A 15941-nucleotide genomic window follows, 5' to 3' on the forward strand; every position below is an offset into this window, starting at 1 on the left:
AATAGTATAGTATTATTGTGAAGTGAAGGGGGTTGTACATATGGCGAAACAAGATGTATTCAACGCCCGCTCTTCATTCGAAGTCAACGGTAAAAAATACAATTATTACCGCTTGCAAGCGCTTGAAGAAGCGGGCATCGGTCAGGTGAGCCGCCTGCCGTACTCGATCAAAGTGTTGCTTGAATCGGTGCTTCGCCAAGTCGACGGCCGCGTCATTACGAAAGAGCACGTCGAGAACTTGGCGAAATGGGGAACGCCGGAAATGAAAGATATCGACGTGCCGTTTAAGCCGTCGCGCGTCATTTTGCAAGACTTCACCGGCGTGCCAGCCGTCGTCGATCTGGCTTCCATGCGCAAAGCGATGGCCGATTTGGGCGGAGATCCGTATGAAATTAACCCGGAAATTCCGGTCGATCTCGTCATCGACCACTCGGTGCAAGTCGACCGTTACGGGTCGGACGATGCGCTCGAGTACAACATGGACTTGGAATTTCAACGGAACGCCGAGCGGTACAAGTTTTTGAAATGGGCGCAAAAAGCGTTTAACAACTATCGGGCTGTTCCGCCGGCTACAGGAATCGTCCACCAAGTGAACTTGGAATATTTGGCTAGCGTCGTTCATGCAGTCGAAGGGGAAAACGGCGAGTACGAAGCGTTCCCGGATACGCTTGTCGGCACGGACTCGCATACGACGATGATCAACGGCATCGGCGTCCTCGGCTGGGGCGTCGGCGGCATCGAAGCGGAAGCTGGCATGCTCGGCCAACCGTCCTACTTCCCAGTGCCAGAAGTCGTCGGCGTCCGCCTGACGGGCAAGTTGCCGGACGGAGCGACGGCCACCGACTTGGCGCTTAAGGTGACGCAAGTGCTCCGGAAAAAAGGCGTTGTCGGTAAATTCGTCGAATTTTTCGGACCGGGCGTGGCGACCTTGCCGCTTGCCGACCGGGCGACGATCGCCAACATGGCACCGGAGTACGGAGCGACGTGCGGCTTCTTCCCGGTCGATGCTGAAGCGCTCGACTATTTGCGCTTGACCGGCCGCGACGAGCATCACGTTCAAGTCGTTGAAGCGTACTGCAAAGCGAACGGCTTGTTCTACACGCCGGACGCGCCGGAGCCGGTGTTTACGGACGTCGTCGAAATCAATTTGTCGGAAATCGAAACGAACTTGTCCGGACCGAAACGGCCGCAAGATTTGATCCCGCTCTCGAAAATGAAACCATCGTTCCGCGAAGCGGTGAAAGCCCCGCAAGGCAACCAAGGCTTCGGCCTGACGGAAGCGGATTTGGAGCGGGAAATTACCGTCGAGCTGAACGGTGAACAAGTCAAGCTGAAAACGGGCGCGGTTGTCATCGCGGCGATCACGAGCTGTACGAATACGTCCAACCCATACGTCCTTGTGGCGGCTGGTTTGGTGGCGAAAAAAGCGGTCGAAAAAGGCTTGCAAGTGCCGAAATACGTGAAAACGTCGCTTGCGCCGGGCTCGAAAGTCGTCACCGGCTACTTGCGTGACTCGGGTTTGCTGCCGTATCTCCAGCAGCTCGGCTTCAACATCGTCGGCTACGGTTGCACCACATGTATCGGCAACTCCGGCCCGCTTGCGCCGGAGCTGGAAAAAGCGCTCGCGGAAAGCGATTTGCTTGTCACAAGCGTTCTGTCCGGCAACCGGAACTTTGAAGGCCGCATCCATCCGCTAGTGAAAGGCAACTATTTGGCGTCGCCGCCGCTGGTCGTCGCCTATGCGCTCGCCGGCACGGTCGACATCGATCTGCTCAACGAGCCGATCGGCAAAGACAAAGACGGCAATGACGTTTACTTCCGCGACATTTGGCCGTCGATGGAAGAAGTGAAAGACGTCGTCAAACGGGCGGTCGATCCGGAACTGTTCCGCAAAGAATATGAGCGCGTGTTCGACGGCAATCCGCGCTGGAACGCCATCGAAACGACGGATGAGCCGCTTTACCAATGGGACGAAAACTCGACGTACATCCAAAATCCGCCGTTCTTTGAAGGGCTGTCCCCGGATGTGCGCCAAGTCGAACCGCTTACCGGCTTGCGCGTCGTCGGCAAATTCGGCGATTCGGTCACGACCGACCATATTTCACCAGCCGGTTCGATCGGCAAAAACACGCCAGCCGGCCAATATTTGATCTCGAAAGGCGTCGAGCCGAAAGACTTCAACTCGTACGGTTCGCGGCGCGGCAACCATGAAGTGATGATGCGCGGCACGTTCGCCAACATCCGCATCCGCAACCAAATCGCGCCGGGCACGGAAGGCGGCTACACGACGTACTGGCCGACCGGTGAAGTGATGTCGATTTATGACGCGTGCATGAAATACAAACAGGACGGCACCGGGCTTGTCGTCGTCGCCGGCAAAGACTACGGCATGGGCAGCTCGCGCGACTGGGCGGCGAAAGGGACGTTCTTGCTCGGCATCAAGACGGTCATCGCCGAAAGCTTTGAGCGCATCCACCGCTCGAACCTTGTGTTGATGGGCGTTCTGCCGCTGCAATTCAAAGAAGGCGAAAACGCGGAAACGCTCGGCTTGACGGGCAAAGAAGTGTTTGACATTCACATCGATGAAAACGTCAAACCGCGCGATCTTGTCAAAGTGACGGCGACGAACCCAGAGACGGGTGAGAAAAAAGAGTTTGACGTGATCGTCCGCTTTGACAGCGAAGTCGAAATCGACTACTACCGCCACGGCGGCATTTTGCAAATGGTGCTGCGCGAAAAACTGGCGAAAGTAAAGCAATAACGACAAAAAGCAGGCTTCCGCATCGGGAAGCCTGCTTTATTTTGTGTTCCGCTTTTTCGCCGCGTTTTCGAGCTTGCTTTTTGGATCCGGGGTGAACGTTCCGTCTTGGCCAAAGCCTTGCGGGTTGACGCCCGGCGCCTTCGAGCCGCGATTGCGGCCGCCGTTTTTGGTCATCGCTTTCACCTCCGCTCACGGATAGTATGACCGCTTTCGGCCAAACTATATGCAAAGGAGGAAAAGAGCTGTCCCGCTTTTCATACAGGACAGCGTCTGCCGCCCTTGCTATAGATGTTCCAGTTTGCCGGGTATTCAGTGAAGCGAGAAGATTTCTTCGATATGGTCCTGCTATGAGGAGATGTTCCGCTTTGCCCGCCACCGTTTCCCCCATAAGCGCACGCTAGGCAGTTCGGCAAGCACCATGCCGGCCAAAATGGCGAAGCCGCCGAGCCAAGCGGATGGCGACAGCCGTTCCCCCGCCCAAAGATACGCCGTCAAAGCGGCGAACACCGGCTCCATGGCGAAAATGAGAGCGACATGGGCGGGCGTCGTATGTTTTTGCACCGCCGTCTGGATCAAAAAAGCGGCGGTCGTTGCCAGCAGCGATGTCACGGTGAGCGCTCCCCATACTTCCGGGCGGCGGAGCACAGCAACATTCCACATCTGCGAGGCGTCTTCCAACAAAAAAGCAAACAAGAAACAAAGCAAGGCCACCGTAAAAATTTGCACCATCGTCAACACTTGGGTGGAATAGCGAGAGGAATACCGACCTGTCACAATAATGTGCATGGCAAACGAAATGGCGCACAAAAAGACGAACAGATCCCCGCGGTTGAACGACAGCTCGGCTCCGCCCGTCAACCAGTACAGTCCGAAGGCAGCAAGAACCGCTCCAACGGTCGCATTGACCGTCGGCTTTTCTTTTCCCAACACAAAGGAAAAAAGCGGCACAAGCACGACGCTCAACCCTGTAATAAACCCTGCTTTGGACGACGTCGTATAGAGAAGCCCCACCGTTTGAAAGGCGTAGCCAGCAAACAGCCAGAGGCCCATCCAAGCTCCGGCGCCGACCGCGCGCCATGACCAATTTCGCAGCAGCGGGCGAGACATGATGGCCATCCAGCCGAGCAGCAACAAGCCGGCCAAGCCGAAGCGAACCGCGTTGAACGACAACGGCTGCAAAAAAGAGATGGCGTTTTGGACGACAACGAATGTCGCTCCCCAGACGAAAGTCACGGCCAATAAACTAAGATCAGCGACGGTTTGCTGCTTCAATTGGATTCCCTCCTTATTTTTGGCTTGGCGATAAGCAATTGCTAGCCGCTAGTGTATCATAAATACGCCGAAAAAAACATACTTTTTTGGAACAGAGCGATCGAGGCGGAAAACGATGAACAGACGGGAACGAGTGTGGTAAAATAAAAAGCAGCCTCAATCATCGTGATGCGAAAGGGTGGCAGAACGTTGGAGGTGCAAATTCATTGGACGTACGTCACGCCTAACAAACAGGCGGTGCGGTTGACTTCGGAATGGCTCGAGGCGAAAGACGCGCTCGCCGTCGCGGGCGATTTTGAAAAAACCGGGCGGACGAAGGCGCTCGAGTTCATGGATCGAAACGGCACGGCATGGTCGAAAAAGGAGCTTGGCAAACTTCTTGAAGAAATCGCGGCCGAACCGCATGAAGTCGTCGTTTATTTCGACGGCGGGTTCGATCATCAAACTTCCCAAGGTGGTGTCGGCGCGGTCGTGTATTACAAGCAAAACGACCAGCGCTACCGGCTGCGCGCCAACCGCCGCCTCAGCGAAATCAAATCGAACAACGAGGCCGAATATGCGGCGTTTTGGTTTGTGATGCAGCTGCTTGAGGAGCTTGGCGTCCATCATTTGCCGGTGACGTTTCGCGGCGATTCCCACGTCGTCTTGAAGCAGCTGTCGGGCGACTGGCCTTGCTTTGAAGACGATTACAACGCTTGGCTCGACCGTATCGAGGCAAAACTGCGCGAGCTTCACATCGACCCGTTGTATGAACCGATTTCCCGCAAGCAAAATAAAGAGGCGGACGCGCTCGCCCGCCAAGCGCTTGCCGGGCAGCTGATCACAAGCCGGATGGAATTGACAGAGAAAGGGTAAGGTTCGATGGGAAAGAAGCGAAACCGACGGAAAGAAATATTGGAACAAATCGCTCAGCTTGAAGAAATGTACTGCGATGGCTGTTTTTTAAAGAGCACGTTCCGCAAAGAGTACGGAAAAACGTACGCCCAGTCGTTTTGCATTCAGCGCTGCACGGTAGGAGAACAGATGCGGCAGTACGGGGAAATGCTGCTTTCCGCCCCGCCCCGTCCGCGTCAATAGGGCGACGGAACGGCACCGCGGCCATGGCCTTGAGGACGGCTGGCGCATGCGGACCTGGCCGAACCGCGGACAAAGAAACGTTGCCCTTGATGCCCGGACGCAACAAGGAGCTGACCCAAAAGGTTGTCTGCCTTCAAGATCGGCACAACCGATCGTGCGGCAGAAGCAGTCAGCACGTATATCGAGCAACGAAAGAGGGGATCCCGCTCCTTTTGGGACCCCCATTCGATTCGGATTATGACTGCGCCTCGCGCAGCTGATGTTCGGCGCGGGCCAGCCGCTGTTCGCAGCGGGCGAGAACATCATCGTCTGTGCCCGTTGCTTCTTGGCGAGCGCGAGCTAGCTGATGGCGGGCGTTTTGCACCGCTCGTTCGGCGTGCTGAATCATCTCGGGGTCGAGCTGCATCGTGGCGTGGCCGACCATGTTTTCCGCCGTCTCCACGAACAGTTCCACTTGTTTCAAATCGTTGTAGCCTGTATGTATGTGGGCATCATGATTCGCCATATCAACACCTCCCTTTGCTATTGTTTGCCTCTTGACTGAATCTATGCATCGAAATGGAAAAAGGCACCTTGACTGTGCAAGGTGCCTTTCGTTTCCGCTCCCGTTCTTTCGTCTATGTCAACGAAGCCTTATAATTTGACAACGTTCGCTGCTTGCGGTCCGCGGTTTCCTTGGACGATCTCAAACGAAACTTCTTGGCCTTCTTCTAACGTTTTGAACCCTTCACCTTGGATGGCTGTGAAGTGTACGAATACGTCCGAACCGCCTTCCACTTCGATGAAACCGTAACCTTTTTCATTGTTAAACCATTTTACTTTACCACGTTGCATAATGCTGAATTCCTCCTAATACTTTTAGCCTGATCGGCTAACCTTGAGATTTTATCAAATAACAAAATATACTCCACAGCAACCCAAGGTGCGCCTTCATGCTGAATGCCTGAAATATATTCTGTTATGTGATGACTTAACTATACACTACCGGGCGTCACCGCGTCAAGCAAAAGAAAGGAAATTTCCGAAAAAAATTGTTTCACCATCGCCAAACAGGCATGTTGCCTAGAAGGCCGGTGAAAAACGGTTGTTTCTTTTGAGCAATGGGGGATCGTTTGAAAGGTGATCGTGATGCGACGAGGCTTTTCTATTTGAAAAACGGGTTTGATAAACGGCTTGTCCGCTTAAATCACCGGTCTCCTAGAGATCACCGTCCTTCTAAGAGGCCGGTGATTTAAGGAGAAATACTGCTCTCCGACAGTGTTCCCAAACCAAAAAACGTTGCAACGTCATCATTTCATTCCTCGTGACTTCTCCCCAATCGAGCCAATTGGTTGTTTTTCACCAGTCATCTAAGGAAAAAGTCATGAACGGGGAAAAAAAGCCATACATTGGAATAGGAACGGCGAAAAGGGGGAGAAGCGGATGTACCGCGGGAAAATCGCGGGTCAAGAAGTGATCGTCCGACTGGGCAGCCGGGTCAGCCGCCGCTATTTCAGCGACAACAAAATTTACCACATGGTTCTTTCGTATGGAGAATCAGCGTTTCGCAAAGGGCAAGACACATTTTGCATCTATCACGACCGCGTGGGCTTGATCGTGGCTGAAGTGGAGCAGCAAGAGGTTCCCGTGATCCGGATCGACTATATTATCGAAACCGAAAACGTGTACGAATAGTTGATTGACAATTGAAAGCGAATGCGGTAATCTTAAATGTAAGCGGTAACAAGAAACGTGTTCGCTTGTTTTCGCCTTGGGACAGACGTGGCCGCATCGGCGGGGGCGTCTGTTTATTTTTTCGTTTAGCTGAAACGGGCGGCGGTTTTTTTCGTAATATTGAATGTGACAAGAGAGGCAAAACGAGGTGACAACGATGCTGTTGCGCAAAATGATGTCAAAAGTCGGAGTCGGGTCGGCGCACGTCGACTTGATCTTAGATAAATCGTTATGGAGACAGGGAGATAGGATTCAAGGAATCGTCCACATTTACGGCGGAACGGTGGAACAAAGGATCGAGCGGCTCGATGTGGAGCTTGTGCAAAAAACAATCGAAAACGGCAAGGAGCTCGATGACATTGTCGCCGTCATTCCGGCCGCCGGTGCGTTTTCGATCAAGCCGAACGAGAAAAAGGAAATTCCGTTTTCTTACGTGATTCCGGAAACCTTGCCGCCATCGCGCCCCGGCCGGTCGTACCGGTTCATCACCCGCCTTCAGATCGAAGACGCGGTCGATACGCTCGACTTCGATTATGTGCAAATTTTAGCAAAAAAATAGGTTGACAGCGTTTTCAAACAATGGTATTCTCAAAGTAAGTTAATATTCTGTTGTGGCGGAGAAACGGAGACCCACACATGTTCCTCGTTGATTAGCGGGGAAGTGTGTGGGTCTTTGTGTTTTTCGCCCAACCAATCCCTTCCGGAAGGGTGGCAAAGCAGGAAATGAACCGAAACATAACGAAAGAAAAGGGGGAAGAAGACGGATGTCGGCATTTTTGGGAGAATTCGTTGGGACGGCGTTGCTGATCATTTTCGGCGCCGGCGTGTGTGCAGGGGTTAATTTGAAGAAATCGTACGCGGCCAACTCCGGTTGGATCGTCATTACGATGGGATGGGGAATGGCGGTGGCGATGGCCGCTTATGCGGTCGGCAAGTACAGCGGCGCCCATCTGAATCCGGCGTTGACGGTGGCGTTGGCGCTCAGCGGCGATTTTCCGTGGAAAGATGTCCCTGGCTATGTGTTGGCACAAGTGCTCGGCGCTATGATTGGAGCTGCCATCATCTATCTCCACTATTGGCCACATTGGAAAGAAACGGACGATCCGGGCGTCAAGCTTGGCGTGTTTGCCACCGGGCCGGCCGTGCCGAATCCGGCAGCCAATTTGTTGAGTGAAATCATCGGCACATTTGTGCTTGTGCTGGCGATTTTGGCCATTGGCGCCAACAAATTCGCCGATGGGCTCAATCCGTTTGTCGTTGGCTTTTTGATTGTGGCGATTGGGCTGTCGCTCGGCGGTACGACCGGCTACGCCATTAATCCGGCGCGCGATTTTGGTCCGCGGCTAGCTCACTTTTTGCTGCCGATTCCGGGAAAAGGGTCGTCGAACTGGTCATATGCGTGGGTGCCGATTGTCGGGCCGCTGCTTGGCGGCGCGTTAGGCAGCTTGGTGTATAAAGCCGTGTTCTTAGGAAAACCGACCGGCGCCTTATGGGGAGTGCTGGCGGCCACGGCCGTCGTGTTGGCCGGAGTGAAACTGACAGCCGGAAAGGCGTCGAACGCCGCAAGCCGCTATTCTTCTTAACCATTTTTGCTGGCGCGAAGGAAACGAAGTGGATCGAAAACGACCAAGAAAAGGGGAGGACGAGACTATGGATCAATACATTTTATCCATCGACCAAGGCACAACGAGCTCGCGCGCGATTTTGTTCAATCAAAAGGGCGAAATCGTCCATATGGCGCAAAAAGAGTTTACCCAATATTTTCCGCAACCCGGCTGGGTCGAACATAACGCGAACGAAATTTGGGGTTCGGTGCTTGCCGTCATTGCCAGCGTTTTGTCCGAGGCGCAAGTGAAGCCGGAACAAGTGGCGGCGATCGGTATTACGAACCAGCGGGAAACGACCGTTGTTTGGGAAAAAGAGAGCGGCAACCCGATTTACAACGCCATCGTCTGGCAATCGCGGCAGACGGCGGGCATTTGCGACGAGTTGAAAGCGAAAGGGTATGATCCGCTGTTTCGCGAAAAAACGGGACTGCTCATTGACGCTTATTTTTCGGGAACGAAAGTGAAATGGATTTTGGACCATGTCGAGGGGGCGCGCGAACGGGCGGAGCGCGGCGAGCTGTTGTTTGGCACGATCGATACGTGGCTCATTTGGAAGCTATCCGGCGGCCGCGCCCATGTGACCGACTACTCGAACGCGTCGCGCACCTTGATGTTCAACATTCATACGCTCGAATGGGATGACGAACTGCTGGCGATTTTAAACGTGCCCAAGGCGATGCTTCCTGAAGTGCGGCCATCCTCGCAAGTATACGCGAAAACCGTTCCATACCATTTCTTTGGCGTCGAAGTGCCGATCGCCGGAGCGGCGGGCGACCAGCAGGCGGCCTTGTTCGGCCAAGCGTGCTTTGCGGAAGGGATGGCGAAAAATACGTACGGCACCGGCTGCTTTATGTTGATGAATACGGGGGAAAAAGCGGTCCAGTCGAAACACGGGCTGCTGACGACGATCGCCTGGGGCATCGATGGCAAAGTCGAATATGCGCTTGAAGGCAGCATCTTTGTCGCCGGTTCGGCCATTCAATGGCTGCGCGACGGCTTGCGGGTGATCAAAACGGCGGCCGACAGCGAGACGTACGCGGAAAAAGTCGAGTCCACGGACGGGGTGTACGTCGTTCCAGCGTTCGTCGGCCTCGGCACGCCGTATTGGGACAGCGAGGTGCGCGGGGCGGTGTTCGGCCTCACGCGCGGCACGACGAAAGAGCATTTCATCCGCGCGACATTGGAATCGCTCGCTTACCAGACGAAAGACGTGCTCGCCGCCATGGAAGCCGATTCCGGCCTCCCGCTGACCACGCTGCGCGTTGACGGCGGGGCGGTCAAAAACAACTTGCTCATGCAGTTTCAAAGCGATTTGCTCGCTGTGCCGGTCGAGCGGCCGGTCATTAACGAGACGACGGCGCTCGGAGCGGCGTATTTGGCCGGGCTGGCGGTCGGCTATTGGGACAGCCGCGAAAAGATTACCGCTCAGTGGCAGCTCGAACGCCGCTTTGAGCCGAAGATGGACGACGCTAAGCGGACCGCGCTCTATGAGGGCTGGAAAAAAGCGGTGCGGGCGGCGATGGCGTTTAAATAAACAAACGAAAATCGGACGTAAAGGGGAGGAGCGCGGCCCGTTGGCTCCTTTCCCGCTGTTCTGTCCATTGATGAGGCGGATGGTTCCTTCACGGAGCATCCGCCTCTTGATTGTCCAACGGATGGGAGCGAACACGAACCGTTGCCTCTAGTGGCGTTGTCGATCAGGCAGAAGATTGGGAAGGTATCAAACAGGCAGAAGATTGGGAAGGTATCAAAAAAATTACTAGAAAATGTTGAATTTGCGAAAAAATATGATAGAATAATATCAAAATATTATACATAATCTAAAATTTAGCAAAACTAACTAAAGGGAGAAGGACACATTGGCAAAGCAAACGTTGTTGGAAATTGAGGGGCTGCGAGTCTCTTTTCGCATCGGTGATGACTATTATGCGGCGGTCGACGACGTTTCGCTGGCGATCGGGGAGAACGAAATCGTCGCTCTCGTCGGGGAGTCGGGGTGCGGCAAAAGCGCGCTCGCGTTGTCGATCATGGGTCTCCACCCGCCCGAAAAGACAAAAATTGAGGGGCGCCTGCACTTTAAAGGGACAAACTTGCTGTCGCTCTCCGTTGCCGAACTCAACCGCATTCGCGGCAAAGAAATCGGGATGATTTTTCAGGATCCGTTAACGGCGCTCAATCCGCTCATGACGGTCGGCCGGCAGATCGAAGAAAGCATGGACTACCATCTGCGGTTGTCAGCAGCCGAGAAAAAGAAGCGAACGATCGACTTGCTTCGCAAAGTCGGCATTCCGGAACCGGAAAAGGTGTACCACCGTTATCCGCACGAGTTGTCCGGGGGGATGCGGCAGCGGGTCGTGATTGCGATCGCCATCGCCTGCGAGCCCGCCCTGCTCATCGCCGATGAACCGACAACGGCGCTTGATGTGACGATTCAGGCGCAGATCATGGGGCTGCTCAAAGAGCTGCAGCGACAAATGAAAACGAGCGTTATTTTAATCACGCATGATTTGGGGGTGGTGGCGGAAATGGCCGACCGCGTCGCCGTCATGTACGCAGGGGAAATCGTCGAATTGGCCGATGTCGATGCCATTTTTCACCGTCCGCTCCATCCGTATACCCGCTCGTTGCTGCAGTCGATCCCGTCCGCCCAAACAAAAAAGGAACGGCTCCATGTCATCCAAGGGATCGTTCCGCCGTTGCATAAACTGCCGCGGCATGGATGTCGTTTCCAATCGCGCATCGGCTGGATCGGAGCCGACAAGCATGAGGCGGAGCCGAAACTGCGCGAAGTGGAGCCGGGCCATTGGGTGCGCTGTACATGTTATGAACATTTTTATTTCCCTGATGATCAAACGGTAGGTGGAATCGATTATGGCGCTTCTTAACATTCAGCATCTGAAGGTGTATTATCCCGTGCGCGGCGGGTTTTTTCGCCGGGTGGTCGACCACGTGCGCGCGGTCGATGATGTCAGTTTTTCGCTGCACAAAGGGGAAACGTACGGGCTCGTCGGCGAGTCCGGCTGCGGCAAGACGACGACAGGGCGCACGATCATCGGTTTGATCCGCGCCACGGCCGGGGAAGTGCTGTTTGAAGGAACGGATTTGACAAAGCTTCGCCGCCGCGAGTTTCATCCGTATCGGAAAGATATCCAGATGATTTTCCAAGATCCGTATTCTTCGCTCAATCCGCGCAAACGTGTGCTCGATATTGTCGCCGAGCCGCTTCGCAATTTTGAACGCCTGTCCCCGCAAGAGGAGCGGCAGAAGGTGCAATACGTCTTAGAGCGGGTCGGCTTGAGCGCGGAGTCGATTTACAAATATCCGCATGAATTTTCCGGCGGACAGCGCCAACGCATCGGCATTGCGCGGGCGCTCACGCTCAATCCGAAGCTCATCATCGCCGATGAGCCGGTGTCGGCGCTTGATGTGTCGGTGCAGGCGCAAGTGTTGAATTTCATGAAAGAAATCCAGCAGGAGTACGGGCTGACGTATTTGTTCATCAGCCATGATTTAGGGATCATCCGGCATATGTGTGACCGCATCGGCATTATGTACCGCGGCCGGCTCGTGGAGGAAGGGACGAGCGAGGAAATTTTCACGAATCCGCAGCATATTTATACGAAACGGCTGCTCTCCGCCATTCCGAACGCCGATCCGCGCGAACGCGGTCGGCAGGAGGCGCTTCGCCGCGAAGTGGAAAAAGAATACGAGCAGTCGTATTCGCGCTATTTTGATGAAAACGGCCGGGCTCACCCGCTCAAGCCGATTTCGCCGACGCACTCGGTGGCCATTCCGTAAAGAGGGGGACGGGAAGATGCTGAAATTTATTTTACGGCGAATCCTCATTATGATTCCGCAATTGTTTTTGCTCAGCGTCCTCATTTTCTTGCTGGCGAAGGCGATGCCTGGGGATGCGCTGACGGGGCAGCTGGCGGCCAATCCAAAAATGGACCCAAAAACACTGGCAGAAATGAAGGAAAAACTTGGATTGAATGATCCGGTACATATTCAATACATCCGTTGGGTGAAAAACATGCTGCATGGTGATCTCGGCCTTTCCTATACCCACCAGCAGCCGGTCACCGATCTGCTGGCCGGACGGATCGGGAATACAGTGTTGCTGTCGGCGGCGATTTTAATTTTGACGTACTTGATTGCCATTCCGCTCGGCATCGTGTCGGGGCGATGGACAGATACATGGGCTGATAAGCTGATCGTCGGCTACAGCTATCTCGGGTTTGCCACGCCGCTGTTCATTTTTGCTTTGATCATGCTGTTTGTTTTTGGCTTTCACCTTGGCTGGTTTCCAACCGGCGGCAGCGTGGACGTTCAGGTCGAGGAAGGGACGCTCGCTTACTATTTAAGCAAATTGAACCATCTCATGCTTCCGGCGTTGTCGGGAGCGCTGATTAACACAGTCATTACGATTCAATATTTGCGCAGCGAAATCGTCGATACGAAAGTGAAAGATTTCGTAAAAACGGCGCGGGCGAAAGGCGTGCCGGAGCGGCATATCTATTGGCGCCATATTTTGCGCAATTCGTTTTTGCCGATCGCGGCGTTTTTAGGGTATGAAATCACCGGACTTATCGGCGGTTCCGTGTTTCTGGAGTCGATCTACAGCTACCCGGGGCTTGGCCAGCTGTTTTTGCAGTCGATTATGCAGCGGGATTACAGCGTCGTGACGGCGCTCGTCATGATTTCCGGCCTGGCGACGCTCGTGGGCACGCTGTTGTCGGACATCATTTTGAGTGCGGTCGACCCGCGCATCCGGATTGAGTAGGAAAGGAGGAAGACGGCTGACATGAAAGCGGAAATCAGCGACCCAACGCCGGCTGGAGCGAACATCGAGAAAAGCCCTTCCGCCTTTTCGATCATGTGGCGGGAGGTAGTTCGGGATCGGCTCGCGCTTGGCTCGCTCATCATTTTAGGAATCCTTTTGGCGATCGTCTATGGCGTGTCACTCTTTTTGGATCAAGAGGAAATCGTGAAAGTCGATTTTCTTTCCATCTATTCTCCGCCGTCAGCGGAACACTGGCTTGGCACAGACTACGGGGGGCGCGACGTGTTTGGCCAGCTCATCATCGGCGCCCGCAACTCGTTTACGATCGGGCTGGCCATTACGCTTATTACCGGCCTCATCGGGCTGGCGATCGGGCTGATTGCTGGGTATTTTGGCGGCTGGATTGACAATGTCATTATGCGCATCATCGATTTCATTCTCGTTCTGCCGTTTTTGATGCTCGTTATTGTTTTTGTCGCCATTGTGCCTAAATATAATGTATTGACGTTCATTTTGATCATGAGCGCGTTTTTGTGGACGGGCAAAGCTCGGCTGATCCGCGCCAAAACGCTGGCCGAGCGCGAGCTGGATTATGTCAGCGCGTCAAAAACGCTCGGCACGCCGGATTGGAAAATCATTATTTTTCAAATTTTGCCTAACCTCAGTTCGATCATTATCGTCAATTTGACGTTAAATTTGGCGGGCAACATCGGCATCGAGTCTGGGCTCACGTATCTTGGCTTCGGGCTGCCGGAGAGCACGCCGAGCTTGGGCACGCTCGTCAGTTACGCGACCAATCCGGATGTGCTGCAAAACAAATGGTGGGTTTGGTTGCCTGCATCATTGCTTATTTTAGTGATGATGCTGTGCATAAATTTCATCGGCCAAGCGTTGAAACGTGCGGCTGATGCAAGACAACGATTAGGATAAGGGGGAGAAAATGTGAAGCAAAGATGGTTGGCGGCTCTCGCCGCGCTCTTGCTCGTGCTCGCCGGGTGCACGGGCAAATCCGACACAACGAGCGGAAAGGGCAACAACAACGAAAAACCGGCAGCTCAGAAGGAAGACATCAGCAAATTCCCGATGACGGTGAAAAACGACGGGAAAATCATTGACGGCGGCGTGCTGAAATACGGCCTTGTGTCCGACACGCCGTTTGAAGGGACGCTCAGCTATGCGTTCTACACGGGAACGCCCGACGCGGAGATTTTGCAATTTTTTGACGAGTCGCTTTTCCGAACGAACAGCGACTATGAGATTACGAATGACGGCGCTGCCACATACGAGTTGTCGAAAGACAAAAAGACGATGACGATCCGCATCAAAGACAACGTCAACTGGCATGACGGCCAGCCGGTGACCGCCGAAGACTTGGAGTACGCCTATTTGGTCATTGGCAGTAAAGATTACACGGGCGTCCGCTATGGCGATGCGCTCATCCAAGGCATCGTCGGGATGGAAGAATATCATAGCGGCAAAGCGAATAAAATTTCCGGCATTAAAGTCATCGACAAAAAGACGTTGACGATTACATGGAAACAGGCCAATCCGTCGGTGTTGACCGGCATTTGGGCGTATCCGCTGCCGAAGCATTACTTGAAAGACATTCCGATCAAAGACTTGGCGAAATCGGATAAAATCCGGAAAAACCCGATCGGCTTCGGACCGTTCAAAGTGAAGAAAATCGTTCCGGGCGAGTCGGTCGAGTTTGTCCGCAATGATGACTACTGGGCCGGCAAACCGAACTTGGAAGGCGTCATTTTGAAAGTCGTCAGCCCGCAAGTCGTCCTGCAAGCGCTGAAAAAAGGCGAAATTGACGTCGCCGAGTTCCCGACCGACCAATATTTGAACGCGAAAGGGACGAAAAACATTCAGTTTATCGGCAGAGTGGACCTAGCGTACAACTATATCGGCTTTAAACTCGGCCACTGGGATGCGAAAAAGCAGGAAAACGTCATGGACAATCCGAAATTCCAAAACAAAAAACTGCGCCAAGCGATGGCGTACGCCATCAACAACCAAGAGGTGGCCGACCGCCTGTATCATGGTTTGCGCTTCCCGGCGAACACGCTCATTCCGCCGTCGTTCCCGGGCTATCATGACAGTTCGATCAAAGGGTATACGTACAATCCGGAAAAAGCGAAGCAATTGTTGGATGAAGCGGGGTATAAAGATGTGGATGGCGATGGCCTCCGCGAAGACCCGAACGGCAAAAAATTCAAGATCAACTTCTTGGCGATGAGCGGCGGGGACATCGCTGAACCGTTGGCTAAATTTTATATGCAATGCTGGAAAGATGTCGGCCTCGATGTTCAGCTGGTGGACGGACGCTTGGCGGAGTTCAACTCCTTCTATGATATGGTCGAAAAAGACGATCCGAAAGTGGACGTTTACGCAGCCGCGTGGGGGACGGGCACGGACGTCGATCCATACGGATTGTATGGACGGAACGTCATGTTCAACTACTCGCGCTGGGTGAATGAGAAAAACGATGAACTGTTGGAAAAAGGCCATTCTGAACAGGCGTTTGACAAAGAATATCGCCGGAAAATTTACAGTGAATGGCAAAAATTGATGAACGAAGAAGTTCCGGTCATTCCGACGTTGTATCGTTCGGCCATTTATGCCGTCAACAACCGCGTCGCCAACTTCACGGTCGATCCGGGATCGAAACTGACGTGGAAAGATGTCGGCGTCACGTCCGAGCAGCCGGAAGTCGAACAATGAC

The 15941-nt window shown here is 53.8% G+C and carries 16 protein-coding genes; 12 read left to right on the forward strand and 4 right to left on the reverse strand.

Going from position 1 to position 15941, the window contains the following annotated elements; all coding sequences use genetic code 11:
- Positions 1-40 precede the first annotated feature (40 nt).
- A complete protein-coding gene (gene acnA / locus ACTVIM_RS06605; protein WP_033022436.1) occupies positions 41-2761 on the forward strand; it encodes an aconitate hydratase AcnA in 2721 nt (906 codons plus the stop codon).
- A 36-nt stretch (positions 2762-2797) separates the two neighbouring features.
- Here the strand turns inward: acnA and sspL are convergent, their stop codons facing one another.
- A complete protein-coding gene (sspL, locus tag ACTVIM_RS06610; protein WP_033022435.1) occupies positions 2798-2935 on the reverse strand; it encodes a small, acid-soluble spore protein L in 138 nt (45 codons plus the stop codon).
- Between the two features lie 171 nt (positions 2936-3106).
- Positions 3107-4033, reverse strand: a complete 927-nt coding sequence (locus ACTVIM_RS06615) for a DMT family transporter (RefSeq protein WP_445613992.1) — start codon at positions 4031-4033, stop codon at positions 3107-3109.
- A gap of 189 nt (positions 4034-4222) precedes the next feature.
- Between ACTVIM_RS06615 and ACTVIM_RS06620 the strand changes: the two genes are divergently transcribed.
- Both ACTVIM_RS06620 and ACTVIM_RS06625 read left to right on the forward strand, forming a co-directional pair.
- Positions 4223-4888, forward strand: a complete 666-nt coding sequence (locus tag ACTVIM_RS06620) for a ribonuclease H family protein (RefSeq protein ID WP_144973902.1) — start codon at positions 4223-4225, stop codon at positions 4886-4888.
- A 6-nt stretch (positions 4889-4894) separates the two neighbouring features.
- Positions 4895-5110 carry a zinc-finger domain-containing protein gene (locus ACTVIM_RS06625; protein ID WP_033022432.1) on the forward strand — a complete coding sequence of 72 codons (216 nt, stop codon included), beginning with the start codon at positions 4895-4897 and terminating at the stop codon, positions 5108-5110.
- 235 nt (positions 5111-5345) lie between these two features.
- Here the strand turns inward: ACTVIM_RS06625 and ACTVIM_RS06630 are convergent, their stop codons facing one another.
- Positions 5346-5615 carry a DUF2564 family protein gene (locus tag ACTVIM_RS06630; RefSeq protein ID WP_033022030.1) on the reverse strand — a complete coding sequence of 90 codons (270 nt, stop codon included), beginning with the start codon at positions 5613-5615 and terminating at the stop codon, positions 5346-5348.
- 128 nt (positions 5616-5743) lie between these two features.
- Positions 5744-5944 (reverse strand): cold-shock protein CspD, encoded by a 201-nt coding sequence (cspD, locus tag ACTVIM_RS06635; protein ID WP_003251474.1) that lies wholly within the window; start codon positions 5942-5944, stop codon positions 5744-5746.
- Positions 5945-6532: 588 nt separating this feature from the next.
- Here cspD and ACTVIM_RS06640 point away from each other — a divergent pair.
- From ACTVIM_RS06640 to opp4A, 9 genes are all read left to right on the forward strand, one after another.
- On the forward strand, positions 6533-6784 hold the full coding sequence (locus ACTVIM_RS06640) for a hypothetical protein (protein WP_033022033.1): 252 nt from the start codon (positions 6533-6535) through the stop codon (positions 6782-6784).
- Positions 6785-6980: 196 nt separating this feature from the next.
- A complete protein-coding gene (locus ACTVIM_RS06645; RefSeq protein ID WP_445614319.1) occupies positions 6981-7382 on the forward strand; it encodes a sporulation protein in 402 nt (133 codons plus the stop codon).
- A gap of 205 nt (positions 7383-7587) precedes the next feature.
- Entirely contained in the window at positions 7588-8406 is an 819-nt protein-coding gene (locus ACTVIM_RS06650) for an MIP/aquaporin family protein (RefSeq protein ID WP_445613994.1), read from the forward strand.
- Between the two features lie 67 nt (positions 8407-8473).
- Positions 8474-9964: a glycerol kinase GlpK gene (gene glpK, locus ACTVIM_RS06655; protein WP_445613995.1), complete on the forward strand. Its 1491-nt coding sequence runs from the start codon at positions 8474-8476 to the stop codon at positions 9962-9964.
- A gap of 325 nt (positions 9965-10289) precedes the next feature.
- Positions 10290-11315 carry an ABC transporter ATP-binding protein gene (locus ACTVIM_RS06660; protein WP_445613996.1) on the forward strand — a complete coding sequence of 342 codons (1026 nt, stop codon included), beginning with the start codon at positions 10290-10292 and terminating at the stop codon, positions 11313-11315.
- On the forward strand, positions 11302-12228 hold the full coding sequence (locus tag ACTVIM_RS06665; RefSeq protein ID WP_144973912.1) for an ABC transporter ATP-binding protein: 927 nt from the start codon (positions 11302-11304) through the stop codon (positions 12226-12228). Before ACTVIM_RS06660 ends, ACTVIM_RS06665 begins: the two co-directional genes overlap by 14 nt.
- A 16-nt stretch (positions 12229-12244) precedes the next feature.
- Complete coding sequence (gene opp4B / locus ACTVIM_RS06670; protein ID WP_445613997.1) at positions 12245-13213, forward strand: oligopeptide ABC transporter permease; 969 nt, start codon at positions 12245-12247, stop codon at positions 13211-13213.
- A 21-nt stretch (positions 13214-13234) separates the two neighbouring features.
- The gene (locus ACTVIM_RS06675; RefSeq protein ID WP_445613998.1) at positions 13235-14143 is read left to right on the forward strand and encodes an ABC transporter permease; all 909 of its coding nucleotides are present in this window, start codon (positions 13235-13237) and stop codon (positions 14141-14143) included.
- A gap of 12 nt (positions 14144-14155) precedes the next feature.
- Positions 14156-15940 (forward strand): oligopeptide ABC transporter substrate-binding protein, encoded by a 1785-nt coding sequence (opp4A, locus tag ACTVIM_RS06680; protein ID WP_445613999.1) that lies wholly within the window; start codon positions 14156-14158, stop codon positions 15938-15940.
- Position 15941: the final 1 nt, after the last annotated feature.

Source organism: Geobacillus sp. YF-1, from assembly GCF_052692335.1.

Coding starts and splice junctions, on each gene's coding strand:
- acnA (WP_033022436.1), top strand. CDS start 41: ATGGCGAAACAAGATGTATTCAACGCCCGCTCTTCATTCGAAGTCAAC.
- sspL (WP_033022435.1), bottom strand. CDS start 2,935: ATGACCAAAAACGGCGGCCGCAATCGCGGCTCGAAGGCGCCGGGCGTC.
- ACTVIM_RS06625 (WP_033022432.1), top strand. CDS start 4,895: ATGGGAAAGAAGCGAAACCGACGGAAAGAAATATTGGAACAAATCGCT.
- ACTVIM_RS06630 (WP_033022030.1), bottom strand. CDS start 5,615: ATGGCGAATCATGATGCCCACATACATACAGGCTACAACGATTTGAAA.
- cspD (WP_003251474.1), bottom strand. CDS start 5,944: ATGCAACGTGGTAAAGTAAAATGGTTTAACAATGAAAAAGGTTACGGT.
- ACTVIM_RS06640 (WP_033022033.1), top strand. CDS start 6,533: ATGTACCGCGGGAAAATCGCGGGTCAAGAAGTGATCGTCCGACTGGGC.
- ACTVIM_RS06645 (WP_445614319.1), top strand. CDS start 6,981: ATGCTGTTGCGCAAAATGATGTCAAAAGTCGGAGTCGGGTCGGCGCAC.
- ACTVIM_RS06650 (WP_445613994.1), top strand. CDS start 7,588: ATGTCGGCATTTTTGGGAGAATTCGTTGGGACGGCGTTGCTGATCATT.
- glpK (WP_445613995.1), top strand. CDS start 8,474: ATGGATCAATACATTTTATCCATCGACCAAGGCACAACGAGCTCGCGC.
- ACTVIM_RS06665 (WP_144973912.1), top strand. CDS start 11,302: ATGGCGCTTCTTAACATTCAGCATCTGAAGGTGTATTATCCCGTGCGC.
- opp4B (WP_445613997.1), top strand. CDS start 12,245: ATGCTGAAATTTATTTTACGGCGAATCCTCATTATGATTCCGCAATTG.
- ACTVIM_RS06675 (WP_445613998.1), top strand. CDS start 13,235: ATGAAAGCGGAAATCAGCGACCCAACGCCGGCTGGAGCGAACATCGAG.